The organism is Vibrio sp. SCSIO 43140, assembly GCF_023716585.1.
Taxonomy (GTDB): Bacteria; Pseudomonadota; Gammaproteobacteria; order Enterobacterales; family Vibrionaceae; genus Vibrio; species Vibrio maritimus_B.
The window spans coordinates 1650756-1674530 of the sequence record NZ_CP071851.1 but is presented as its reverse complement, the minus strand read 5'-3'; the positions used below and the strand labels follow the sequence as shown (position 1 = coordinate 1674530).

Below are 23775 nucleotides of genomic sequence, written 5' to 3'. Positions count from 1 at the left end.
CCTTAGTAAGTCACTAAAATGTAAAGCCAATTCAGCTAAACTGAAATTAAGAAGGGAAAAAGTAGGAGCTGGTAATGGCGATTCAAAGATTAGATGCCAATAAGCTATACCACGCCGCAGAACTAAAAAAGCTGCCTTGTAAGTCGACCAAAGAGCTAGACCCAATTGATGAGATCGTCGGACAAGAACGAGCTCAGAAAGCCGTCGAGTTTGCGATGTCCATCAAGGAAAAGGGTTATAACATCTACGCAATTGGTCAAAATGGTCTCGGTAAACGAACCATGATCTTGCGCTATCTCAGCCGTCATCCACACGATAGTGAAGCACTTTTCGACTGGTGCTATGTAGCCAACTTTGCAGATACACGAACCCCACAAGTGCTCAAATTACCCTGTGGAATGGGCGAGAAGCTTAAAAAGGATGTTGAAAAACTTATCTCAAAACTCGTTAAAGCCATACCTATGGCGTTTGATAATGAACTCTATTTTGGTCGCGCAGATAAGCTTAAAAACGATCTGGCACGCAAGCAGCAAGTTGAGCTTCAAAAACTCAGCGAAGAAGCCAAAGAAAAAGGCATTAGTCTCACTATTACCTCTCAAGGTGATTATCAGTTTGTTGCGTTAAATGGCGAAGATCTCCATACAGATGAAACCTTTGCAGAGCTGTCTGAAGATGAACAAGAACGTTTTGGCCTTACTATCGATGAGCTAGAAGTCAGCCTGCGTGGTATGGCTCGCGAGCTGACAGATTGGGAAGAAACCTTTACAGATAATATTCAGAAGCTTAACGAGGAAGTGACGTTAGGTGTTATTAGCCATCTGATCAAGAAACTGAAAAAAGAGTACAACGGCTACACTGAAATCAAGAAATATCTGAGCGCACTGCAAAAAGACATCTGTGAAAATGTCGATATCTTCCTTGAAGAAGGTAATGAGCAGGGTGAGATTGCTACGGCATCGTTGGATAAAAAATTTCCAAGACGCTACAAAGTAAACTTGATTGTAAAGCAGTCGTGTTCTGATTTCCCGATCATCGTTGAAGAGAACCCCAATTATCATTCGCTGTTTGGTTCTATCGAAACAGCGACTTACAAGGGAACGGTATTTACCGATTTCTCATTGATCCGTGCCGGTAGTTTACACCGTGCTAACGGTGGCGTTCTGTTAATGGATGCTATAAAAGTTTTAGAGCAGCCTTATGTGTGGGACGGTCTAAAACGCGCGCTTCGTGCTCGTCAGCTGAGCTTCACTTCACTTGAGAAGGAACTGACGCTGTCAGGTACTGTGTCACTTGACCCACAACCGATTCCTTTGGATGTGAAGATCATTCTCTTTGGTGACTATAGAACCTATCAGTTACTGCAACATTATGACCCGGAGTTTGGTGAGTTATTTAAAGTCACCGCAGATTTTGAAGATGAGATGCCTCGCACAGCAGAATCTGAACTCCATTATGCTCGGTTCATTTCTAGTATTGTTCATGACAACAATATGCTGCATTGCGACCGAAAAGCGATTGCTAGGATTATCGAACATAGCTCACGATTATCGGGTGATCAGAATAAGCTTTCTCTACATTCTGCTCACATCGCTAACCTGTTGCGTGAGTCCAACTATGTCGCTCGCAATGCGAAATCAAACTTGATTCGTTTGGGGCATGTCGATCAGGCGTTGGAATACCAACAAATGCGTGTCAATCGCCTTCAAGACAGCGTGATGGAAGGGTTCGTTAATGGTACAACACTCATTCGCACCGAAGGCTCTGCTATCGGACAAGTGAACGCGTTGTCTGTGCTGACGACAAGCGATCATATGTTTGGTGCCCCTAACCGCATTACCGCTACGACGTCTTATGGTGATGGTGAGGTCATCGATATCGAGCGCAGTGTAGATCTTGGTGGCAGCATTCACTCGAAAGGTGTGATGATCTTAAGTGCATACCTCTCTTCGGTATTTGGTAAAACGGCAAAAGTGCCCCTGACGACTACGATTACCTTTGAGCAGTCTTACGGTGGGGTTGATGGTGATAGCGCCAGTATGGCGGAGTTCTGTGCTGTTGTATCGGCATTTTCTGGTCAGCCCAATCGACAAGATATCGCCATAACGGGTTCAATGAACCAGTTTGGCGAGTCACAACCGATTGGCGGTGTGAACGAAAAAATTGAAGGCTTCTTTGATGTTTGCGCCATCAAGGGACGCAATTCAGAGCAGGGGGTAATTATTCCTCGTTCCAATGCTCATAACTTAATGTTGCGCGCTGATATCGTGAAAGCGGTCGAGAAAGGTGACTTCCATATCTGGGCGATAGACCATGTTACCGAGGCAATTGAGTTGTTTACGGGTAAAGAAGCAGGGACAGCGACGCTGGAGGGCAGTTATCCGATTGATACCATTTTTGGTATTGCGCAAGCTAGGTTGAATGCATTACGTAAGTAGCGCTTTTTGACTTCGCGACTGTGACACTAAAAAAGCCAAGCGATCGCTTGGCTTTCTTTATGCGCGCAGTTTTAGTTTGGTGCCGTCAAACTTAAGGTGTGAGAGCAACTCTTTGGCGTTGTCTTCTCCTGCTTCATCGAACTTGATACCGTAAGCAGTGTAATGGCTGGACTTTTGTTGGTTGCAAATCAAACCAGATAGCGGAGGAAAATAACGCCCTTTCTGAGCACCCGCTGCCACCATCAAAGAGACTTCCTGTCCTACGACCAAGCTCTTACCAAGTGCCGGGAGGATAAAGCGACAGCCGCTCTTTGACATGTCTCTCAACTCACAACGCGTCTGACGTTCGCCAGATTTTAGCACGGCATCGAGGTTTACCTCATATCTTGGCTCTTTTCTGAGGTTGGTGACCTGCATCGATTGGGGTATTGAAAGGATCAAAATCGGCAGCGGCTCTTCAACAATGTTCAGCAGCTGAGCACGATATTGAACCACGCCGCCTTCCCCGCGTTGTGAGATCGCTCTTACGATCAACCAAAAGCCCTCTTGGAAGAAATACTTAAGGTCGCTTTCATCGATCTTGGGAATTTCCAATAAAATTCTATGGTCAGAGTGCGCGCCGATAAACTTGGTAGCACAGCGAAATGACGTCCCGACGGGCGTGTTCACTGTGAGCGTAACATCACCGCCATGCTCAATCATCGCAAGGGCATCGGTGCTGTTTAGTGTTTGGGTCGTCCGTTGTGGTGGATTAGATTTTTGTTGATTTTGTTGCGTCACTGCTTGATGGTTCCTGACGTTTTCTGTCCTACACTCAAGGCCTTAAGCCGAACATTTTATATGAAATTCCTTGAGTCACACTTATCATATTTTTGAACGGTGTTCACAAAATTCTAGGGTTTCGATAGTCAAAGTGCAATCAAAAACAGGGTATCAAGAGTCAAAATATTGACTTAGATGTCAATATTGAGTGCAACCGCACAACTTCCGTTTTTCTCTTTGAGCTCAATTTATCTCAGCTGCCTAGCATTGTTTTTCTCCATAAATATCTGTTTTACCGCTCATTGTCATTTCTGTGTGTATTTTAATTATTCATCATTGTTGATTATATTTGAGCTTGGTTATATTATAACCAAAATCAAAAGTGAGGTTTAATATGAATGAAAGTGTCAAAAATGAGTTAGGTAGATTGTTGGTGAATCAAGAAGCGTTGTTGGAGGTGCTTTCTAAGAGTCACTCTTCGCTCACTGACTACCCAGAGCTTCAAGACTATTTGGCGCGTAAGAACCCTAATGTTACTAAGTACAATCGAGCGTTGCGCGAAGGACAGTTCACCAGACAAGAGTTTCTTGATGAGATAGGAGAGCGCCTAAACTGGCTAGCTTATGAACTCCAGCCACAGATCGATATGGACTTTTTGGTTGAACGAGTCGCAACGCTTGTTGGTCATGATATTGAGAAAATCAAATCGCTAACCATCGAAGAGATAGGTGCAGATCTGCTCTCGAAACTGATCAACTTGTATGGCACCGCTATTTATTCTACTCAACAAACGAAGCCTAGCTACCCTTTCTTGGCAACCAAAGGACAGGTGGATCATGAGTTCTGGAAGCAATCCCATATAGCTTATGACGCGTGGGTAGAGGGTTACCAAAGTCACTATAAGTTGACTAACTACTGCCAGGACAAGTTAGATTGCAAAGCCCCACAAAGTTCGGTGCGCTTTTTCCGTCAGTTTGGTGACCCAAGAGATATTCCTGAATGGCGTGAGTATGCGGGGTATAACCAAGACGTAAGTAATTACTAGCGTCTTGGTTTACTGGGAATGCAAAGGAACTGCACTTCCTTCTTGCTTTCTCAGGCTTTACATCGACTCCTTAATCCCCCCTAAAGGTTGTTCTCCATTTAGATGGTGAAATATTAAAACTATGACTGAAGTGTTTTCTAAATATGCTTTCCGAACCAAACCCTGAAAGGTCCGCCACAGTCGAAATATTGTAACTTGTCGATTCCAACAACTGCTGGCTAAGTGCCAACCTCCTGTTAAGTAACCACTCCCCAAACGTACATCCATAAGCGGCTTTAAACTGACGCGTAAAGGTACGTCTGCTCATAGCACATTTTGCCGCAACAGAGTCGAGGTCGTAACTTTGTGTCAAGTTCTGCTCAATCTCGCTGATGACATGACCAAAGCTGGTAGCTTTATCAGGTTGCTTGGCGATTGGGTTGGGAATGTACTGCTGCTGGCCTCCACTTCGAAATGGCGCCGTGACCATCATGCGAGCTATCTGTGAGGCGACCTCACTACCGCATAAGGAACGCACGATATGTAAACAGCAGTCGAGAGAGGCTGCCGTGCCCGCTGATGTAATGATCTGGTGTTCGTCAATAAAAAGCGGATCGCAGTCAACGATGACATTGGGAAATTCGGCCTGAAAAACGTCTTGGAAACCCCAGTGCGTGGTCGCCCGTTTACCATCCAGCAGCCCTGCTTTGGCTAATGCGTAGGCGCCAAGGCATAGTCCAACAATTGTTGCGCCTTTTTGATGAGCAGCTCGGAGCTTAGTTAGCAATAGCTCACTAGGTTCTGGTAGCGTATTTGGCCAACTCGGAACGATGACGATATCAGCATTGTCAACGGCTTCAAGACCATGGGTCACAGAGGCTTGGAAGCCTGTACTGAGCGATACCGCACTCGCATTCTCGCTACAGATGGTCAGATGAAAAGCGGGCGTTTGGTCGACAAACACATCCTGAAAAACCAAGCATGGTACTGACAGGTGAAAGGCACTGATGTTATCTAGCGCGATGAGTGCGATTTGATGCTGTTTCATGAAATGGCCCAATATGCGCGATTAATGTCTCTTGGGACAGTATTGCACACCACGGCGAACTTGCATAATGGTCACCACGACGAAACAGGAGGTAACCATGAAAATCCATCACTTGAGAAGCGCAACCTTTGTTATTGAATCTGGCGAACACTTTATTTTGATTGACCCAATGTTGGGTGAAAAAGGGTCCATGCCTCCGTTTTCTGTGTTTAGATTTAAAGCCGAGAAAAACCCTATTGTTGATCTTCCAGCGAATGCTGAGGGGATTCTTAGCAAAGTCAACCATGCCTTGGTCACACATAGCCAGACATTTGGCTTCAAGCCGCTCCAGCACGGTGACCACCTAGATCCTGCGGGAGAGAAATTCTTGGTTGAGAAAGGTATTCCAGTAACGACACCAGCGAAGGATAAAGCCTACCTTGAAAAGTATGGTATGACGGTTGCCAATGGTCTGGAAGCGTGGACACTGACGCCATACCTTGGCGGCGAAATTACCGCTGTACCTGCTCAGCACGGCCACGGTTGGATTCACAAAGTGATGGCAAATGGCTGTGGCTTCTTTTTACAGCTGCCTAATGAGCCAAGTATCTACATCAGTGGTGATACGGTATTAACAGCTGATGTGAAACGCGCACTGACTGAACTTAAGCCAGACATTACCGTGGTTGCCGCAGGGCAGGCACAGATGGATATGGGTCAACCTTTATTGATGCCAACTGATGAAGTCATGGAGTTCATCCAGCTATCACCGGGTAAGGTTATTGCTAACCATATGGAGGCACTTAACCACTGTCCGGTTGATAGAGAAACTCTGTCTAACTCAATACAGCAGCTTGGTCTTGAGCAAAAAGTGTTGATCCCAGCCGATGGTGAAACCCTAGAGTTTTAAGGCCAAGTTTTGGAAGCGAGCCTCATTGCCTGTTCCATTTCATACCTCTGTTTCTTCTGAAATGTGAGCCGATACTAGCGTATTCTCATATAGAAAGTAGGAAAGTGAGATACCCTAGTTTGAATATCAATGCAGGGGTGACCACGCTGAGTACTTTGGAGAACACGTATTGAAGCTTCTAGAAAATCAATGGAACGAGGTGCCGGATGGACGCTTATTGTGGCTGCCCAACTATTTCACATCGGATCAAGCTAGCGATTACTACCAGCAGTTACAAGAGCGACTGGCGTGGCGGCAAGACAGTATAGTGATGTTTGGCAAAAAGGTTGCGATACCGCGTCTGCAGGCTTGGTACGGTGATGCAAGTTATACCTATTCGAACCTAAAGCTTGAGCCTTTACCATGGAATCCTTTGCTAGATAGTTTGAAAGCCCATTGTGAGAAGGTTGCAGGCAGTCAGTTCAATTCCGTGCTCGCGAATTTGTATCGTGATGGACAAGACTCCAATGGTTGGCATAGTGATGATGAGAAGGAACTTGGCACTAATCCAGTCATTGCCTCGATGAGCTTTGGGGCCGAGCGGAGGTTTTTACTCAGACACAAAATGACCGGTGAGAAAATGGAGTTTAATCTCACATCTGGCTCTCTACTGATCATGGCTGGAGAAACTCAACATCATTGGCAACATACCATTCCCAAAACTAAGCGATTTGTCGAACCCAGAATTAACTTAACTTTTCGAAAAGTTTTGGTTCCCTAAAACAACAAAAGCTCCCGACAGGGAGCTTTTGACCAGCTAAATCAGAGTTTGATTATGCTTTTGCAGATGCTGCTTTTTTTGTGTTCTTAGCGTAGCTAGGCGTTCTTGCTACAGCACGCTTAGATGCTGGCTTCTTCGCTGCTGGCTTTTTCTTCTTCTGCTGAAGACGCTCAGGAAGAATCTGAGTTGCGAATACATCTTCTACAGTCTCAGCGCGCTTGATTAGTTCAGCTTCACCGTCTTTAACTAGTACAGTTGCAGGACGTGGTAGAGAGTTGAACTGGCTTGCTTGAGACTCTGCGTAGTGACCCACATCCATGATAGCTAGGATATCGTTAGGTACTAGCTCAGGCATGCGTGCACCGCTTTCCCAGATTGATGGGATACAGATTGGGCCTGCGATCTCTGTTGTCTTCTGCTGAAGAGGTTGTGTCATCTTAGTTGCTGGTAGAACTGGGTTCTTAGACTCTTGAGACTCAACCAGTACGGCTAGGTATGTTGACGCGTCAACCATTGTGTAGCTGTAGTCCATCTCTTGGTCTTCTTTCACTACGTACACAGAAGTCAGTAGCGTACCGATGTTACCTGCGATGTAACGACCCGGCTCTAGCCATAGTTGAGGGATCTCGAAGCCTTCTTTGTTGAACTCTTCAAGCATGCCGGCACAAACCACTTTTGCGTAGTCTTCAATCGTGTTCGGGTTCATTAGGTTTTCAACACTACGACCTTCTGGCTCACGCTCACGTGGCCAACCGCCGCCAAGGTCGATTTGGAATGGTTGAACGCTACACTCACGAGAGATTTCAATCACGTTGCGAGCGTATTCACGGTAAAGCGCATCCCAACCAGCTGGATCTTTAGAGAAACGGCCTAGGTGAGTGTGGAAACCGTAGAATTCGAATACGTCGATTTCTTTTACGCGGTTGATGATTTTCTTCGCTTCTTCTTTTAGAAGACCGAATTTGATCCACTTCATCGCGCCCTTGAAGTCAGGGAATGGGTATGCGTCTGGTGTAAAGTTATCAAAGAACTCTTCTGGGATAACTTTTAGACGTACTGCGATGCGTACTTTTTCTTTTGGCTTCACTTCGCGAGCGATGCGCTCAACGATTTCGATCTCTTCGTATGAGTCTAGGTGGATTGCGTAGCCGTACTCAATCGCTTTGCGGATAGCTAGCTCAGGCTTAACTGTACCGTTAAGTGCGATCGTTTTTGGATCTGCGCCGCCGATGTGAGTCGCTTCAACTTCACCTGGACCGAAACAGTCACCACCCACGCCTTCTTCGTTACAAATAGCACGAACAGCAAAGTTAGTGTTTGATTTGATAGCGAACATAACGTTCACAGGTTTTGGCCAGTTTGAACCAAATGCTGCTTTAACGCGGCGTAGGTTGCCACGCAGTGTGTCTTCGCTAAGAACGAATAGCGGGCTACCGTATTGCTCAACTAGGTCAGAAGCTTTGCAGCCGCCGATATAAAGGTCGTCGCCTTTTGTGGTTAGCTCGTCAGTTGGCGTTAGGATGTTTTGTAGACGCTCAGCGTAGTTTTGGTTTGCTTTGTGCTCGGCAAGAAGTTGCTTTTGCTCTTCTAGTACAGAACTTAGTTGCTTTACTGAGTCTTCTAAACGCGCTTGATATTTCATATTCGTTCCTCACGAAATCGTTGAAAAGGTATGAACTGATTTGTTGCTAAACAGTGTAATCGGTGGTTGAAAAAACAACACGTCACCCAGAGTCAAAAAAACTTACACCTAAGTGATATGGCTGGGGTTTTATTGATGGATTTGATGAATGTGTTGTTAACATTCATTCGTTGCAATAGGTATGTTACTTCGGCGTAACTGGTATACCAAAGTATCAAGTAAATCAAATAGTGGAGGGGAGTTACGTTCGATTTCGTGGCTTTTCGAGAGGGTTGTTGTTTTTTTGTTAAAGAAAATCTGGTTTCGTCAAAGCGTCAAGTAACACATCCTTATTAAGATCACATTTTTTGGTGTTTTTGGTCAATAAAGTTGACTCTCAGTGACGTTACAAGTTGATGCTTAGTGGTTAATTTGTAATCACTAACTCGAGGCAAGGTTAATAGCGCCCGTTCTGTTATTAGCTATATGTGCAGCCGAAGAGAGAGTAAATACAACAATAGATCTGTACCAATACAGTCATTTCAATCTTCATGAGGTAATTACTATGTCTTTTGATATCTACAAAGCTAAAGGTGTATTCGCGACAGTGGACGCTGCGATTGAGGCTACTCATAAAGCTCAAGTTGAGTTCTACGCTAACTCTACCAAAGAAGGCCGCGAAGCTATCCTTACTGCCATTCGAGAGGCAGTGCTTGCACGTGCAGAAGACTTTGCAAAGATGGTTCGTGAAGAGACGAAATTAGGCCGTGTTGAAGAAAAGGTCGCTAAGCACCAATTAGCTGCTTTGAAAACTCCAGGTACCGAAGTGCTAGAGACTAAAGTATGGTCTGGTGACAATGGTATTTCTCTCGAAGAGCGTGCTCCATACGGTGTTATCGGTGCGGTAACGCCAGTGACTAACCCAACCGAAACCATTGTAAACAATGCTATTTCTATGTTGGCTTCAGGTAATGCGGTGACCTTTAACGTGCACCCATCGTCTAAAGTAGTGTCTGCGGTCATGGTTGACATGCTCAACAAAGCTATCGTTGAAGCGGGTGGTCCAGAAAACCTCATCACTATGGTTAAAGAGCCAACCCTTGAGACACTAAGTGAAATCGCTAAATCTCCATTGGTGAACATGCTTGTGGGTACGGGTGGTCCAGGTTTGGTAAAAGCTATTCTGCAATCAGGTAAGAAAGGCGTTGGAGCAGGAGCAGGTAATCCACCTGTTATTGTTGACGCAACTGCAAATCTCGATCTTGCTGCGGCAGGCGTTTATGGTGGTGCGTCTTTTGATAACAACCTTCTGTGTATCGGTGAAAAAGAAGTGTTTGTTGAAGATTCTGTAGCGGATGATTTCCTAACAAAACTTGAAAGTGCGGGCGCATACGTACTCACTGCGGAAGAAGCTGAAAAGCTCACCTCTGAAATCCTTACAATGGATGAAATTGACGGCGCGAAGCCGTGCACTGCACAAGAGATTGCTCGTGTATGGCACCCAGTGAAAGAGCATGTGGGTCAAGATGCAAGCGATATCCTAAAGTCTATCGGCGTTGAATCTGAATCTCGCCTTGCAGTTATGGTGGTGGACAATGACCATCCGTTGGTTCACGTAGAGCAGATGATGCCTGTTCTTCCGGTTGTTCGCTGCGCAAACATTGATGAAGCGATTGAGCGCGCTGTGGCCGCCGAGCGTGGTAATAAGCATTCTGCATGTATCTACTCTGGCAACATTGAGAATGTGACTAAGTTTGGTCGAGCTATCAATACCACTATCTTTGCTCACAATGGCCCAACTTTGTCTGGAGTAGGCTACAACGCAGAAGGTACCTCAACGTTCACCATCGCAGGTCCAACGGGTGAAGGTATTACTAACGCGTACTCATTCACTCGTGCACGTCGCTTTGCGATAGCTCAAGGTGGTTTGCGTATCGTCTAATGAGTCGCGACGATAGATTTAAAGGAAGGCTGAAGCGTAAGCTTCAGCCTTTTTTTCTCTATACAAACTGTGCTCCTAATTAAACTTCCTTTCATATCTTATTGAGCCTTTCTTTGTATATGATTAACTGGCTTTCATTGAAAACTAACCTCAGAGTCATTCAATGAAAACCGTTCTAATGACAGGTCTAACCGGCACACTCGGCCCTAAAGTTGCTGCTCAATTTTCCCTCCGTGGATGGAGAGTTCTAGAGTGGAACCACCACGTCGTGTCATCACAAGATGAGCAGCAAAGCACACAGTTTTGGCACAAACACTCGATCGATGCTGTCTGCCATATGGCCATGGGAGACGAAAACTGGGCTGCTTGGCTCGCGACGAGCTGTAAAGAGCAGGGGATACCTTTTCTTTTTGTAAGTACTGCTATGGTGTTTGATTCTGAGATTGATGGACCTTACGGTATCTTTCAAGAACGCAATGCGAAAGAGGCGTACGGGCAGTACAAAATCCAGTGTGAAGATGCGATTTGGAAGGCCAATCCAGATGCTATGATCGCAAGGATCGGATGGCAGATTCACGACGAAATCACGGGTAACAACATGTTGGCGCATTTAGAGAAGCAACATCTAGAACAAGGGGTTATCAACGCCAGTGAAACTTGGTTTCCGGCCACATCGCATATGGATGATACGGCCATTGGATTTTTGCAGCTGATTGAAAGAAATGAACCGGGCTTGTACCACCTAGACAGTAACGCGACGGAGCGATGGAGTTTTTATCAACTGGTTTGTGCTTTGAAAGAGCATTACAACAAAGGTTGGAATATTGTCCCTAACACTGATTATGAACACGATCAGCGCTTGGTGGACGAACGTATTGCGCTCCCTGCGCTTAGTTATCGATTTGGTTAGGTAAGCTCTAGTTCAACGCCAACTTTTTGAAATAAAGAGAGCGTTGCATCACCAGATGATCTCTATGCTTAACTTAGTCTGCTATGGCAGGATTGTATTGATGAAAGTGATTAAACATCAAACTACGTGCTCTATGTGCATGTTATAAGCCCATGTCAAACAAAGATTTAATTCATAATCCAGCTCAATGTGTTGTGAGTTACCGTTACTTCATTGCTTAGTTAAAGTAACACGCCTCACCCCGCACGGCCGCCTGATTATCTGCCATGATGCTGCTAACTTACTGATCTTTCGTGAAGCTTCTTTCCTCTGATTTTTTCGCCTCAAATCGTCAAGTAACATACTTGTCAGAAATAGGTATCTTGGTCAATTAAACTGACGCTGAGTGACATAGTTTCGATGAATGCTTGGGGTAAATTGTCACCATCTTGAGGCTGGCGATAAAGCTCAGCCAACAAGCTCAAAAGAGCAAATAGAAGGCAAAGCCCAGCTCTTATAGCACCAAATCTCACGAGGTAATCATTATGTCTTTTGATATCAATAACGCTAAAGGTGTATTCGCGACAGTGGACGCTGCGATTGAAGCAACTCACAAAGCTCAAATCGAGTACTACGTTAACTGTACTAAAGAAGGTCGCGAAGCCATCATCACTGCAATTCGCGGTGCAGTATTAGCGCGTGCAGAAGACTTCGCAAAAATGGTTCGTGAAGAGACCAAACTGGGTCGTGTAGAAGATAAGGTTGCTAAGCACCAACTAACCGCAGCTAAGACGCCTGGTACTGAAATCTTAGAAACTCAGGTTTGGTCTGGCGACAACGGTATCTCTTTAGGTGAGCGTGCACCTTATGGTGTTATTGGCGCAGTAACGCCAGTGACCAACCCAACAGAAACGATCGTTAACAATGCTATCTCTATGTTAGCAGGTGGTAACGCAGTAACGTTCAACGTTCACCCTTCATCAAAAGTTGTGTCTGCGATGATGATCGACCTTCTGAACGACACTATCGTTGCTGCAGGTGGCCCTGAAAACCTAGTCACTATGGTGAAAGAGCCAACACTAGAAACCCTAAACGAGATTGCAAGCTCTCCACTAATCAACATGCTGGTAGGCACTGGCGGTCCTGGTCTGGTAAAAGCGATTCTTCAGTCTGGTAAGAAAGGTGTGGGCGCTGGCGCTGGTAACCCACCGGTTATCGTTGACGCATCAGCAAACCTAGACCTCGCAGCTGCTGGCGTATACGGCGGCGCTTCTTTCGATAACAACCTACTGTGTATCGGTGAAAAAGAAGTCTTCGTTGAAGAGTCTGTAGCGGATGCATTCTTAGACAAACTTGAAGAAGTTGGTGCGTACGTGATGTCGGCAAAAGAAGCAGAGAAGCTGACTGACAAGATCCTAACTCTTGATGAGTTTGAAGGTGCGAAACCATGTACTGCACACGAAATTGCGCGTGTATGGCACCCAGTGAAGCAATATGTTGGTCAGGACGCAGGTGAAATCCTGAAGTCGATCGGCGTTAAGTCTGACACTCGTCTGGCAGTTATGTTGGTTGAGAACGATCACCCACTCGTACACGTAGAGCAAATGATGCCTGTGCTACCAGTGGTTATCTGCAAAGACATCGATGAAGCGATTGAACGTGCGGTAGCAGCTGAGCGTGGCAATAAGCACTCTGCATGCATCTATTCAGGTAACATCGAGAACGTCACTAAGTTTGGTGGTCGCATTAACACGACTATCTTTGCTCACAATGGTCCAACACTTTCTGGTGTAGGTTATAACGCAGAAGGTACGTCAACGTTCACAATCGCTGGCCCAACGGGTGAAGGCATCACCAATGCACTATCGTTCACACGTGCACGTCGATTCGCCATCGCTCAAGGCGGTCTGCGCATCGTTTAATTGATAACGAAATCAAAATATCTCATCGACTCTTCCCAAGCGATGATATACCTAGCCGAGCGAAAGCTCGGCTTTTTTTATTCCGGTCAAGCTTTCTGACTTTGACTGCAATTAAAGGTTGTTTAAAAGGGGCTATCAAAGCGACCTTTTAAACGAGATAACCTGCCTGTCCACTAATTTATCAATAACAAATGTGACCGAGTTAAAGTATCAGAAACACAAAAAGTGTCGGCAGTCTCATTTATCAAATTAAAGATTTATTTGTATTATAAGATTATGTAAGGTTTTGTGTAACGGCCCACATTTGAAGGTTAAGTACCTAAAAATAGCTGTTTGCGAACTCATTTTCGCTTACATACGCTGTCTTTGTACGACAATAATGGATTTGATATGAAACAAACGATTCTAAAGAGCCTGGTTGCTTCTTCTGTATTACTAGCGGTTGGTTGCGCGAGCACAAGCACACCAACTTCTGATTTCCCGAACAACAAAGAAACTGGCGAGCCACTTTTGACGCCGGTTGCGATCACGGCAAGCAGTCACGATGGTAATGGACCTGATCGTCTATTTGACCAAGACCTTACTACGCGCTGGTCTTCTGCAGGTGATGGTGAGTGGGCGATGTTGGACTACGGTTCAGTGCAAGAGTTTGACGCTGTTCAAGCCGCGTTCAGTAAAGGTAATGAGCGTCAGTCTAAGTTTGATATCCAAGTCAGTGTTGATGGCGAAAACTGGACAACAGTGCTAGAAAACCAGATGAGCTCAGGTCAAGCAATTGGTCTAGAGCGTTTCCAGTTTGAGCCTGCTGTTAAAGCACGCTACGTACGATACGTTGGTCATGGTAACACTAAGAACGGCTGGAACAGTGTCACTGAGCTAGCTGCAGTAAACTGTGGCATCAATGCTTGTCCATCGAGCCACATCATTACTCCAGCAGTGGTTGCAGCAGAAGCAACAATGATTGCTGAGATGAAAGCGGCTGAAAAGGCACGCAAAGAAGCACGCAAAGATCTACGTAAAGGTAACTTTGGTGCGCCAGCAGTATACCCATGTGAAACAACAGTAAAATGTGACACTCGCAGCGCGCTGCCGGTACCAACTAACCTACCAGAGAAGCCGCTTGCGGGTAACGCACCAAGCGAAAACTTTGATTTGACGCACTGGTACCTATCTCAACCATTCGACCATGACAAAAATGGTAAGCCGGATGACGTTTCTGAGTGGAACCTTGCGAACGGTTATCAACATCCAGAAATCTTCTACACAGCAGATGACGGCGGTCTAGTATTCAAGTCTTATGTGAAAGGTGTACGTACATCGAAAAATACTAAGTACGCGCGTACTGAGCTTCGTGAAATGATGCGCCGTGGTGACCAGTCGATTAGCACTAAAGGTGTTAACAAGAACAACTGGGTATTCTCAAGTGCTCCTCAAGCGGATCTAGAAGCGGCTGGTGGTATTGACGGTGTGATGGAAGCGACGTTGAAAATCGACCATGCAACCACAACAGGTAACGCGAACGAAGTTGGCCGCTTTATCATTGGTCAGATTCACGACCAAAACGACGAGCCAATTCGTTTGTACTACCGTAAACTGCCAAATCAAGCAACGGGCGCAGTATACTTTGCACACGAAAGCCAAGATGCAACAAAAGAAGACTTCTACCCTCTAGTGGGCGATATGACTGCTGAAGTCGGTGAAGACGGTATCGCACTTGGTGAAGTATTTAGCTACCGCATTGAAGTTAAAGGTAACACTATGACGGTGACACTAATGCGTGAAGGCAAAGACGACGTGGTACAAGTTGTCGACATGAGCGACAGTGGTTATGACGTTGGTGGCAAGTACATGTACTTCAAAGCTGGTGTATACAACCAAAACATCAGCGGTGATCTAGACGATTACTCTCAAGCGACGTTCTACCAGCTTGACGTGTCTCACGATCAATACCAAAAATAATGCCTTAATCTAAAAACAAAACCTCCGACTTATTGAGCCGGAGGTTTTTTGTTTCTAAGCGATGTAGAAAGTGTCAGACCTTAATCGCCTAATGATGTGGAAGCTCTGCGACGGTCAGTCGCTCCGTGCAACTCACCATCTTTAACTTCAATCGCATTCAGACCGCTGACTACCGGGATGACGTGCACTTTATAGCCCATCTCAGCGAAGCTTGGCACCATTGATTCTGCAAAGGTGCGCTTCTCTACGAGCAGCCCAGTTGGGTTGTACGGCTTAGTTCGGTCGATCTTAGTACCATATTGAATATTCGGAAGATCAATCGCATCCTGTGCTGATAGGTTCCAATCGACCACGCCCACGATGGTTTTCAGTACGTACCCAGGGATCTGTGAACTTCCAGGGCTACCGACAACTAAACGAAGCTTGCCGTCTTCATCAAACATCATCAAAGGAGTGATTGCTGAACGAGGGCGTTTACCTGCCTCAATAGCGTTTTGGACAGGTTTACCTTTCAGTGTTGGAATCGATGAGAAGTTGGCCATTTGCGCGTTGAGCAAGACGCCGTCGACCATGACGCCAGAGCCCATGCCGGTGCCAACAGTACTTGTCATCGCGATCGCGTTGCCCTCACTATCTACAATTGAGATATGGCCGGTATCTTGACTCTCAAAGCCTTCGTGTTGAGCCGGTGTTTTGATTTCAGGCAGACCAGGTTTGATGGTTTTACTGTCTCCAGCACCTTGCTCTGGGATCATATCAAAACGGTCATCGAGGTAATCTTCGTCGAGCAGAGCCTTTACTGGCGTTTCAACATAACTCGGGTCACCTGCGTAAGCGATGCGATCGGCTTTGGCTAGACGCATCGCCTCCACCATTAAGCGCCACGGCTCTGCCGTCGTTTTTGGCATCGAGGCGATATCGTACTTCTCAAGCATATCGAGTGACTGAGAAACCAGAACGCCGCCAGAGGCTGGATAACCGAACGAAACAATTTCGTTACCGCGATAGTCGGACTTAACGATGTCACGAGTTTTTACCCGATAGTTTGCAAAATCTTCAACCGATAGCTTAGGCTGCTCTTTGTCCAATTGTGCGTTTACGGTATCGACAATACGTTTAGCCAGTGGGCCCTGGTACATATAGTTCGCACCTTGCTCCGCGATGGCTTTTAGTGTGGTTGCCATTTTCGGGTTGGTCATCAGAGTGCCAGTTGGGCGAATATCATCACCGTTCCAATAGAGTGATTTGATTTCAGGATCATGAACCAATCTTGATTGTTCACGGACAACGATATCGTAGGTGTAGCTATTCATTGAATAGCCATGCTCAGCATAGTTGATGGCAGGCTGAACCAATTGTTTCCACTCCAAGTTACCGTGTTTTTGATGAGTGTGGTACAGAAGCTTCAATGTGCCGGGAATAGCAACCGAACGTGGGCCTAGAATGTCATTTCGGCTTATCGCTTTGCCGTTGTCATCCAGAAACATATCTGGCGTTGCACTAGACGGAGCTTCATCGCGCCCGTCATAGGCTGTAAACGAGTTAGCTTTGTTGTCGTAATAGAGGGCAAAGGTGCCGCCTCCGATGCCTGTCATGTCAGGTTCAACCACCGACATTACCATTTGCATCGCCACCATGGCATCCACCGCATTGCCACCTTGTTTCAAGATTGAATACCCTGTGCTGGTCACATAAGGGTTGGTGGCACTGACCATAAACGACTTTCCAGTGTCGTTTGGCTGTGTTGGAAAAGGATCAGGCTGTGCTGCCAATGACGTGGAGACCAGCGTCAGAAGCAACGCGATACGTGATGACATAGGGGACCTCTAAACGATTTGTCATAAGTACTCATAGATTAGGTGCTATCAGTAACATATCCAACTGGCGGCAGTTTAACCGTTAGGTCATAGCTTTGTTATCAATAGGTCAGAGGGTGATAAGAAGAATAGAGGTTATATCCAAGGGTTATAAATAGGTGTCGTAGAAAAAGTAGCAAGTGATCGCAACCGAGCTGAAGGTAACGAAACGTCTAACTACAATCTGGGGTAGTTGTCGTGAAAGCCTTGCAGCCACGTAACCGCCAGTAAGAGTCCCAAGCATAACGGCAATGCCGGAATACCAGTCGATGAGTCCATTGAAAACAAATAGGACAATAGCAATGGCTGACGCACACGTAGAAATAAGGAGTTTGAGGCCGTTCATTAAATTAATGTCTTTGTAGCCAGCAACCGCAAGGTAACTCAAACCGATGACGCCTAACCCGGCATTAAAAAAGCCGCCGAAAACGCCAACACAGAATAGGAATACGCCCAAACCAAAGGCGACAAGCCCACCTAAATGACGATTGCTACTGGCTTTCTGCAATCGCTTATTGATGCTATCACCAAAGATAAACAGCAAAGTTGCAAACAGCAGTAACCATGGAATCGCGGAAACAAACTGTTGCTCAGACACCAAAATCAATAGGTAGCTACCGCTGATGCCCCCGGCAATACTAAGAAGGACAATTTTTAGCAGGTTACTGCGATCTTTAAGTACTTCCAGCCTAAACGCGTAGGTACCACTCAGATAACCAGCACAAGCCGCAAAGGTATTGGTGGCATTGGCGACAATCGGGGGTATTCCGACGAAAAGCAGTGCAGGGAAGGTGATGAAGCTCCCTCCTCCTGCGACAGAGTTGAGTACACCACCAAACACGCCAGCGAGGAAGAGCAAAATTATCTGAGAGAGGTCAAGTAACATAGAGGTTATATGATGGTGAAAAGTCGTTAACAATCAACATATCTTAAACCGTACCGAGTCTCAAAAGGTTCAATCGGTTACGTGATCTATAGACAGAGATCGCGGCTTGCAAGTCACCAAAAGACGCGCGCGGCGAATTACAGGAGGCACGGTCATATTCCTTTGGATTGGACTTGCTCTTCAAGGGCTTTCTTGGGATCATGCACACAATTGTGAGAACAAACTAGGATTGCATTTCATGTCGAAACTAAGCCTTCAAGAGCAGATGCTAAAAGCAGGTCTGGTCAACGAGAAAAAACTGAAGAAAGCCAAGAAAGGTTCAAAGAAGTCACGTGTTCAAGCACGCGAAGCTAAAGCGGCCGTTGAAGAGAACAAAGCAGCGCAAAAAGAGCGCGATCAAGCACTGAATAAGCAGCGTGACGAAGAAAAACTGAGCAAAGAAATCAAAGCTCAGGTAAAGCAACTGATCACTCTTAACACCATCGAACATGGCAACGGTGACATCAAATACAACTTCACCGACGGCACGCTAGTGAAATCCCTCTATGTAACACAAGAAATCCGCGATCAACTCAGCAAAGGCAACCTGTCTATTGCTCGCCTTGAAGAGAGCTATGCAGTGATTCCGACGGTTGTGGCGAAAAAGATTGCAGAGCGTGATCAAGAAACTGTCATTGAAAATGATGTTAAAGAAGAAGTGGTCGAAGAAGATGACCCATATGCACAATACGTCGTGCCTGATGATCTGATGTGGTAATCTCGGATACTTTAGCAAAGCCCAATATATTCAATATATTGGGCTTTTTTCTATCAGTGACTGTGCTATTTCTTCTTACCATGTCCTTTACCAGGATTGTTTTTTCCGTGTGCACTACGGTTATCCTTGTTCTTATGATGTTTACGATCGCATTCTTCCGACTCGATTCGTACTCGGTCTGACTCGTAGCTTACACAGTCTTCACTGAGCTCAAGATTATCAGTCTTGATAGAAATACTGGCATAGCTTGCTGATACTGGTAGTAATAGAGCTGCGACAATAAGAAGTAGGTTACGCATGGTTGTAGTGCCTCATAGGTGTTGGGATGAGGCATAGTTTAGATAAATGGTAAAAGAGGATTTGTCATTTTACGCCACGACAAATCGTGGTTATAAAAAAGCGAGGTATCAGTACCTCGCTTTATGCCGCTGGCTAGTCTTGGCTTTCTTTACTCGCCCAAACGTAAAGAAGCTCAAGGGCAATCGTCGCGCCTGCCAATGCAGTCAATTCACTTTGGTCATAGGGAGGCGATACCTCAACCACATCCATACCCACAACGTTGATACCAGCCAGACCGCGAATGATCTTCAATACTTTGTCTGAATTCAAACCACCACATACTGGTGTGCCAGTACCTGGTGCAAACGCTGGATCGAGGCAGTCGATATCGAAAGTGATGTAAACTGGCTTATCACCAATAATATTGCGGATCTGCGCAACAATTTCTTCTGCACTCTGATCGTTAGCTTGCATGGCGTTAATCACATTAAAACCGTGGTCATCGTAATCATATTCAGTACGAATACCGATTTGCACGGAGTGCTTCGCTGAGATTAAGCCCTCTTTTGGCGCATGGTAGAACATGGTGCCATGGTCATAGTTGCTGCCGTTCGCATACGTGTCAGTGTGAGCATCAAAATGAATCAATGCCATTTCCCCATGATGCTTAGCATAAGCACGCAGGATTGGCAGGGTGATAAAGTGATCACCGCCCAACGCCAGCATGGTTTTACCGCTCTTTAAGATCTCACTGGTTGCCGCTTCTAAACGGTAGGTGAAATCTTCTGCATCTCCGGTATCGAATACCAAATCACCTGAATCGATGACTTTGGTTGTATCAAATACGTTGAAGTCCCATGGGAACTTTTTGCCTTCCCAAGCTAGGTTAACCGAAGCGCGGCGAATGGCGTCTGGACCCATTCGAGCGCCAGGGCGACCAGAGGTCGCCATGTCTAGAGGTACACCAAAAACCACCACGTCTGCGTCGGCAGAAACTGGGTTTTTCACGTAAGGTCGACGCAAGAATGTCATTGCGTTCGAGTACAGTGAATAATCGGTTTTTGTAAACAAATCATTCATTTAAAAATCCTCTAAATAGGTGTAACCGGTTAGGCCGCACTCTAGTTCTTCTAAAATTAGCGCTTGTTCGTCAGCGTCGATGTGACGCTCTACAAGCTCTTTGTAGTTTTGCTTGATCGCTTCTACGTCAATATGAACGTAGCGCATCATGTCTTCGACGGTATCGCCTAGGTCGATCGCTGTAAATTCAAACTCGCCTTCATCGGTAACGTTCACAACCGCGCTGTGGGTGTCACCAAACAAGTTGTGCATATCGCCAAGAATTTCTTGATAAGCACCGACAAGGAAGAAGCCCATCAAATAGGGTTCATCTTTGTTCCATGCTGGTACCGGCAAGGTAGATTCAATACCTTGACCATCAACATATTGCTTCACAGTACCGTCCGAGTCGCACGTAATATCCAGCATGATAGCGCGCGTTTGTTCTTCACTGCCAAGCCCCGATAGCGGTAAAACAGGGAAGACTTGTTCAATACCCCAAGCATCTGGCATCGACTGGAATAGAGAGAAGTTCACAAAGAACTTGTCTGCTAATCGTTCGTTAAGTTCATCAAGAATCGGTCGGTGGAAGCGATTCTTGTTGTCCATTTGACGATGCAGTTCACCGTAAATACTCAGGCTGAGCTGTTCTACCCAAGCGCGCTGATGCAAATCAACCACACCAGATGCAAACAAGGTGTGTACTTCTGCTAGGTCGCTTTGTGTATCGTTGTAAATCTCGATTACAGCGCGGGCGTCAGTACCACCTTTTAGGCTCTGCCAGTTCTGCCACATATTCTGAAGCAGAGGATGAGCCTCTTCTGCTGGCGCATCAACAGACTGAACATTATAGCTTTCTGTACCAATCACATTAGTGATCAATACCGCGTGGTGCGCAGTGAGAGAGCGACCAGACTCAGAAATAATAACCGGCGCGGTTTCTTCATACAGCGCACATACGTCGCCAACTGTACTCACGATGTTTCGAGCGTACTCAGCAAGTCCGTAGTTCATGGAGCTGCTCGACTGACTGCGTGTACCGTCATAATCGACCGCTAGACCACCGCCTACATCGAAGTAAGAGATAGGCACAGACATCTTGCGAAGCTCGCAGTAGAAGCGAGCCGCCTCGTTAACCCCGTTTCGTACATCGCGAATGTTCGCCATCTGCGATCCCAAATGGAAATGAACAAGCTGTAGCATGTCCAACTGGTCTTGCGCTTTTAGACGCTCGACAACTTGCAGTACTTGTGAGGCAGACAAACCGAACTTAGATTTATCGCCACCACTTGATTGCCATTTACCCGCCCCTTGAGAGGCTAGGCGAATACGCAGACCCACACGAGGTTTGACGTTAAGTGCCGCCGCCTCTTTGAGCACGATATCCAACTCAGACAGCTTTTCTAGAACGATAAAGACCTTGTGGCCAAGCTTTTCACCAATGAGAGCTAAGCGAACATACTCGCGGTCTTTGTAACCGTTGCAAACAATCACTGAGCTAGCACGCTGTGCCATTGCCAGAACTGCCATCAGCTCTGGCTTACTGCCTGCTTCTAGGCCGAGCTGTTTGGTTTCGGCTTCCGCTTGGCTTTCGAGGATTTGTTCTACAACGTCTTTTTGCTGGTTTACTTTGATAGGGTAAACAAGCAGGTACTCGTTTTGATATCCGTAGTCTTGAATCGCTTGGTTAAATGCATCACAGATACCGTGCACGCGCTGGTGGATAATTTGCGGAAAACGCACCAGTGCAGGCAATGTAAGTCCTTTGTCTTCAAGTGCCTTAGCAATCTTGTTGAGAGGTACCTGATGTTGACCATTTTTATGAGGGGAAACAATGACGTCGCCATCGTCATTGATTCCGAAGAAGTTTTGGCTCCAGTATTGGACGTTGTAATCCGCACGAACGCGGTCTAGCTTTGAAGTCGTTGTCACAGCGTGTCTCACTTATTATGTGTTCAGGCTGTCGCTCATCTTTATGTTATTCGAATTGCTGCTCGATTTGATGATTGAGAAGAAGCATTTACCTGAAAAATCAAACCCCGTGATGATCTTCCATGACGCTCACGAAACGCGTCTTAAGTACTCAAATGTTGTGGAGCGTGTACTTAAGATTCGTGCGCATTAACGGATAAATCACCCCCTATGTCTAACAAAAATAATTAATCCTTTCGATTATGATTGGTTGTAAACAAGCTTTTTGAGCTTTAGGTCGTTGGTACCAGCACTTATACCGAGTCATCGAGCGGTTTGGCTCACATCGCCTTTGGTTTTATTAAAGGTGTCGATCTGCATTTGATCCAATTTGGAACGGAAATTTTTGCTGTCATCATAGCGGTTGGTTTAAAAATGACTCTGCTTGGTATTTACAAGGTAAATATCAGCTATATCTTTGGCTCAGTTTTTTAAACATCAGCAATCCAGCATCATAGTGATACTTCAGGTGAACACCTCTAAGTGCAAACTCCAAGTTGTTACTTACCCATACAGAGAATTTATTGCATGCGAAACACTAGTTTTCCATGGAAGCTTTCACGCAACGGACTGATCACTGTTTTTTCTTTGGCTCTTCCACTTTCAGTTGCCGCTGAGGAGCAATCACTCGCTGATATTATTGATTTCAACGTCCAAGCCACTCAGTACCAAGATGAAACTATCGGGGTCTTTGGTGTCGATATTGCGGCCACTGAAAGTCTTACAGTGAGTGCAGAGGTGGATACCGATCGCTATTTGCAGTTTGGGCTTAGCTACGATTGGTTGATAGAGCGAAACTACTTCAGTGTGTACGGGCAGTACGGTTTTGATGAGTCGATTGATATTCATGATATTGGCTTTATGTACGGGTATTCGGTGTCGCCGAGCCTGTTTGTCTACTGGGATACTTACTACCAGTGGCGTGACACGACCAAAGCCTATGAACTGCCAGACCCAATCGATTATGCTAATCACAGACAAGAGTGGAAAAACACCTTAGGCGTTAGCTATAGCATTCACCCAATGGTTGATCTTGGCGCAAATTACAATGTCGATGTGCTGACTTCACAACATGGCTTTGAAAATGGTACCAGAAATAGTTTTGATCTATCCGCAACACTGAACACGCCCTACGTCCAACCTTACGTGAAATATACCAAGGGTCAGTACCGAGTTCGTCCAGGGAGGCCTGTTGAAGATAGCAGCAATGTTGAGTTTGGCTTCTATCTCGACTTCTAAATTGAGCTTATGGGGAGAAGGAGAGTAGGTCATGAAATGGAAATGCGATAGATACAAAAAAGGCTTCGAGTAATCGAAGCCTTTTGAATTTGCTAGCTAACGTTATTATTGAGGGATAACGTTTACAGCTTGAGGACCTTTTTGGCCTTGCTCAACACCAAAAGAAACCGCTTGGCCTTCTTTTAGAGTTTTGAAACCTTCGCCAGAGATAGCGCGGAAGTGAACGAATACGTCTGGACCGTTCTCTTGTGCGATGAAGCCGTAGCCTTTCTCTTCGTTAAACCATTTTACAGTGCCAGTATTTGTGTTAGACATGTTATGTCCCTTACTTTTAAGATTAAAATTTTTGCCTTGCGGCGATCTTGCTTTGTGGTTCTGTTTATTTAATCAAGCTGTAAATGGGAAAAACGAATGACAAATACCCGCTGGGGAAACATCTGACAATACTTCTCGTACTCTTTTTACTCTTACTTTAAA

At 45.7% G+C, this 23775-nt stretch carries 19 protein-coding genes; 10 read left to right on the top strand and 9 right to left on the bottom strand.

The features are described from left to right. The first annotated feature begins 74 nt into the window (after window positions 1-74). On the top strand, window positions 75-2435 hold the full coding sequence (locus tag J4N45_RS25915; protein ID WP_252015528.1) for a Lon protease family protein: 2361 nt from the start codon (window positions 75-77) through the stop codon (window positions 2433-2435). A 57-nt stretch (window positions 2436-2492) separates the two neighbouring features. Here the strand turns inward: J4N45_RS25915 and J4N45_RS25910 are convergent, their stop codons facing one another. Beyond that, window positions 2493-3137, bottom strand: coding sequence for a flagellar brake protein (locus J4N45_RS25910; RefSeq protein WP_252017250.1), 645 nt, complete (start codon window positions 3135-3137; stop codon window positions 2493-2495). A 454-nt stretch (window positions 3138-3591) separates the two neighbouring features. Between J4N45_RS25910 and J4N45_RS25905 the strand changes: the two genes are divergently transcribed. Continuing rightward, on the top strand, window positions 3592-4242 hold the full coding sequence (locus J4N45_RS25905) for a hypothetical protein (RefSeq protein WP_252015525.1): 651 nt from the start codon (window positions 3592-3594) through the stop codon (window positions 4240-4242). Between the two features lie 70 nt (window positions 4243-4312). Here the strand turns inward: J4N45_RS25905 and J4N45_RS25900 are convergent, their stop codons facing one another. Continuing rightward, complete coding sequence (locus J4N45_RS25900) at window positions 4313-5269, bottom strand: GlxA family transcriptional regulator (protein ID WP_252015523.1); 957 nt, start codon at window positions 5267-5269, stop codon at window positions 4313-4315. Between the two features lie 97 nt (window positions 5270-5366). On the opposite strand from J4N45_RS25900, the gene J4N45_RS25895 reads away from it, so the two are divergent. Then, window positions 5367-6158: an MBL fold metallo-hydrolase gene (locus J4N45_RS25895; RefSeq protein ID WP_252015521.1), complete on the top strand. Its 792-nt coding sequence runs from the start codon at window positions 5367-5369 to the stop codon at window positions 6156-6158. Window positions 6159-6327: 169 nt separating this feature from the next. After that, a complete protein-coding gene (locus tag J4N45_RS25890) occupies window positions 6328-6918 on the top strand; it encodes an alpha-ketoglutarate-dependent dioxygenase AlkB family protein (RefSeq protein ID WP_252015519.1) in 591 nt (196 codons plus the stop codon). Window positions 6919-6970: 52 nt separating this feature from the next. Here J4N45_RS25890 and J4N45_RS25885 read toward each other — a convergent pair whose 3' ends face one another. Then, window positions 6971-8560, bottom strand: coding sequence for a diaminopimelate decarboxylase family protein (locus J4N45_RS25885; protein WP_252015517.1), 1590 nt, complete (start codon window positions 8558-8560; stop codon window positions 6971-6973). 544 nt (window positions 8561-9104) lie between these two features. Here J4N45_RS25885 and J4N45_RS25880 point away from each other — a divergent pair. The 4 genes from J4N45_RS25880 (at window position 9105) to J4N45_RS25865 (ending at window position 15251) form a co-directional block, all read left to right on the top strand. Beyond that, window positions 9105-10481, top strand: a complete 1377-nt coding sequence (locus J4N45_RS25880) for an aldehyde dehydrogenase EutE (RefSeq protein ID WP_252015515.1) — start codon at window positions 9105-9107, stop codon at window positions 10479-10481. A 163-nt stretch (window positions 10482-10644) separates the two neighbouring features. Continuing rightward, window positions 10645-11391, top strand: coding sequence for a sugar nucleotide-binding protein (locus J4N45_RS25875; RefSeq protein ID WP_252015513.1), 747 nt, complete (start codon window positions 10645-10647; stop codon window positions 11389-11391). A 524-nt stretch (window positions 11392-11915) separates the two neighbouring features. Next, window positions 11916-13292 carry an aldehyde dehydrogenase EutE gene (locus tag J4N45_RS25870; protein ID WP_252015511.1) on the top strand — a complete coding sequence of 459 codons (1377 nt, stop codon included), beginning with the start codon at window positions 11916-11918 and terminating at the stop codon, window positions 13290-13292. Between the two features lie 390 nt (window positions 13293-13682). Next, the gene (locus J4N45_RS25865) at window positions 13683-15251 is read left to right on the top strand and encodes a polysaccharide lyase family 7 protein (RefSeq protein ID WP_252015509.1); all 1569 of its coding nucleotides are present in this window, start codon (window positions 13683-13685) and stop codon (window positions 15249-15251) included. An 80-nt stretch (window positions 15252-15331) separates the two neighbouring features. Here the strand turns inward: J4N45_RS25865 and ggt are convergent, their stop codons facing one another. Beyond that, window positions 15332-17068 (bottom strand): gamma-glutamyltransferase, encoded by a 1737-nt coding sequence (gene ggt / locus J4N45_RS25860; RefSeq protein WP_252015507.1) that lies wholly within the window; start codon window positions 17066-17068, stop codon window positions 15332-15334. Between the two features lie 148 nt (window positions 17069-17216). After that, on the bottom strand, window positions 17217-17993 hold the full coding sequence (locus tag J4N45_RS25855; RefSeq protein WP_252015506.1) for a sulfite exporter TauE/SafE family protein: 777 nt from the start codon (window positions 17991-17993) through the stop codon (window positions 17217-17219). A 238-nt stretch (window positions 17994-18231) separates the two neighbouring features. On the opposite strand from J4N45_RS25855, the gene J4N45_RS25850 reads away from it, so the two are divergent. Further along, window positions 18232-18750: a DUF2058 domain-containing protein gene (locus tag J4N45_RS25850; protein ID WP_252015504.1), complete on the top strand. Its 519-nt coding sequence runs from the start codon at window positions 18232-18234 to the stop codon at window positions 18748-18750. Between the two features lie 65 nt (window positions 18751-18815). Here J4N45_RS25850 and J4N45_RS25845 read toward each other — a convergent pair whose 3' ends face one another. The 3 genes from J4N45_RS25845 to speA all read right to left on the bottom strand — a co-directional run bounded on the left by J4N45_RS25845 (window position 18816) and on the right by speA (window position 22020). Beyond that, entirely contained in the window at window positions 18816-19049 is a 234-nt protein-coding gene (locus tag J4N45_RS25845; protein WP_252015502.1) for a CG2 omega domain protein, read from the bottom strand. A 133-nt stretch (window positions 19050-19182) separates the two neighbouring features. After that, window positions 19183-20109 carry an agmatinase gene (gene speB, locus J4N45_RS25840; protein WP_252015500.1) on the bottom strand — a complete coding sequence of 309 codons (927 nt, stop codon included), beginning with the start codon at window positions 20107-20109 and terminating at the stop codon, window positions 19183-19185. After that, on the bottom strand, window positions 20110-22020 hold the full coding sequence (speA, locus tag J4N45_RS25835; RefSeq protein ID WP_128650441.1) for an arginine decarboxylase: 1911 nt from the start codon (window positions 22018-22020) through the stop codon (window positions 20110-20112). It lies immediately after the preceding gene. Window positions 22021-22587: 567 nt separating this feature from the next. On the opposite strand from speA, the gene J4N45_RS25830 reads away from it, so the two are divergent. After that, window positions 22588-23298: a hypothetical protein gene (locus J4N45_RS25830; protein WP_252015498.1), complete on the top strand. Its 711-nt coding sequence runs from the start codon at window positions 22588-22590 to the stop codon at window positions 23296-23298. A 105-nt stretch (window positions 23299-23403) separates the two neighbouring features. Here J4N45_RS25830 and J4N45_RS25825 read toward each other — a convergent pair whose 3' ends face one another. Beyond that, the gene (locus tag J4N45_RS25825; RefSeq protein WP_006069145.1) at window positions 23404-23613 is read right to left on the bottom strand and encodes a cold-shock protein; all 210 of its coding nucleotides are present in this window, start codon (window positions 23611-23613) and stop codon (window positions 23404-23406) included. Window positions 23614-23775 lie beyond the last annotated feature (162 nt).

Excerpts from the sequence above, each read along its gene's own strand:
- J4N45_RS25855 (WP_252015506.1), bottom strand. The coding sequence starts at position 17,993 with ATGTTACTTGACCTCTCTCAGATAATTTTGCTCTTCCTCGCTGGCGTG.
- J4N45_RS25875 (WP_252015513.1), top strand. The coding sequence starts at position 10,645 with ATGAAAACCGTTCTAATGACAGGTCTAACCGGCACACTCGGCCCTAAA.
- J4N45_RS25870 (WP_252015511.1), top strand. The coding sequence starts at position 11,916 with ATGTCTTTTGATATCAATAACGCTAAAGGTGTATTCGCGACAGTGGAC.
- J4N45_RS25915 (WP_252015528.1), top strand. The coding sequence starts at position 75 with ATGGCGATTCAAAGATTAGATGCCAATAAGCTATACCACGCCGCAGAA.
- J4N45_RS25905 (WP_252015525.1), top strand. The coding sequence starts at position 3,592 with ATGAATGAAAGTGTCAAAAATGAGTTAGGTAGATTGTTGGTGAATCAA.
- J4N45_RS25900 (WP_252015523.1), bottom strand. The coding sequence starts at position 5,269 with ATGAAACAGCATCAAATCGCACTCATCGCGCTAGATAACATCAGTGCC.
- J4N45_RS25910 (WP_252017250.1), bottom strand. The coding sequence starts at position 3,137 with ATGATTGAGCATGGCGGTGATGTTACGCTCACAGTGAACACGCCCGTC.
- J4N45_RS25880 (WP_252015515.1), top strand. The coding sequence starts at position 9,105 with ATGTCTTTTGATATCTACAAAGCTAAAGGTGTATTCGCGACAGTGGAC.
- ggt (WP_252015507.1), bottom strand. The coding sequence starts at position 17,068 with ATGTCATCACGTATCGCGTTGCTTCTGACGCTGGTCTCCACGTCATTG.
- J4N45_RS25825 (WP_006069145.1), bottom strand. The coding sequence starts at position 23,613 with ATGTCTAACACAAATACTGGCACTGTAAAATGGTTTAACGAAGAGAAA.
- speB (WP_252015500.1), bottom strand. The coding sequence starts at position 20,109 with ATGAATGATTTGTTTACAAAAACCGATTATTCACTGTACTCGAACGCA.
- J4N45_RS25850 (WP_252015504.1), top strand. The coding sequence starts at position 18,232 with ATGTCGAAACTAAGCCTTCAAGAGCAGATGCTAAAAGCAGGTCTGGTC.
- J4N45_RS25830 (WP_252015498.1), top strand. The coding sequence starts at position 22,588 with ATGCGAAACACTAGTTTTCCATGGAAGCTTTCACGCAACGGACTGATC.
- J4N45_RS25845 (WP_252015502.1), bottom strand. The coding sequence starts at position 19,049 with ATGCGTAACCTACTTCTTATTGTCGCAGCTCTATTACTACCAGTATCA.
- J4N45_RS25885 (WP_252015517.1), bottom strand. The coding sequence starts at position 8,560 with ATGAAATATCAAGCGCGTTTAGAAGACTCAGTAAAGCAACTAAGTTCT.
- J4N45_RS25895 (WP_252015521.1), top strand. The coding sequence starts at position 5,367 with ATGAAAATCCATCACTTGAGAAGCGCAACCTTTGTTATTGAATCTGGC.
- J4N45_RS25865 (WP_252015509.1), top strand. The coding sequence starts at position 13,683 with ATGAAACAAACGATTCTAAAGAGCCTGGTTGCTTCTTCTGTATTACTA.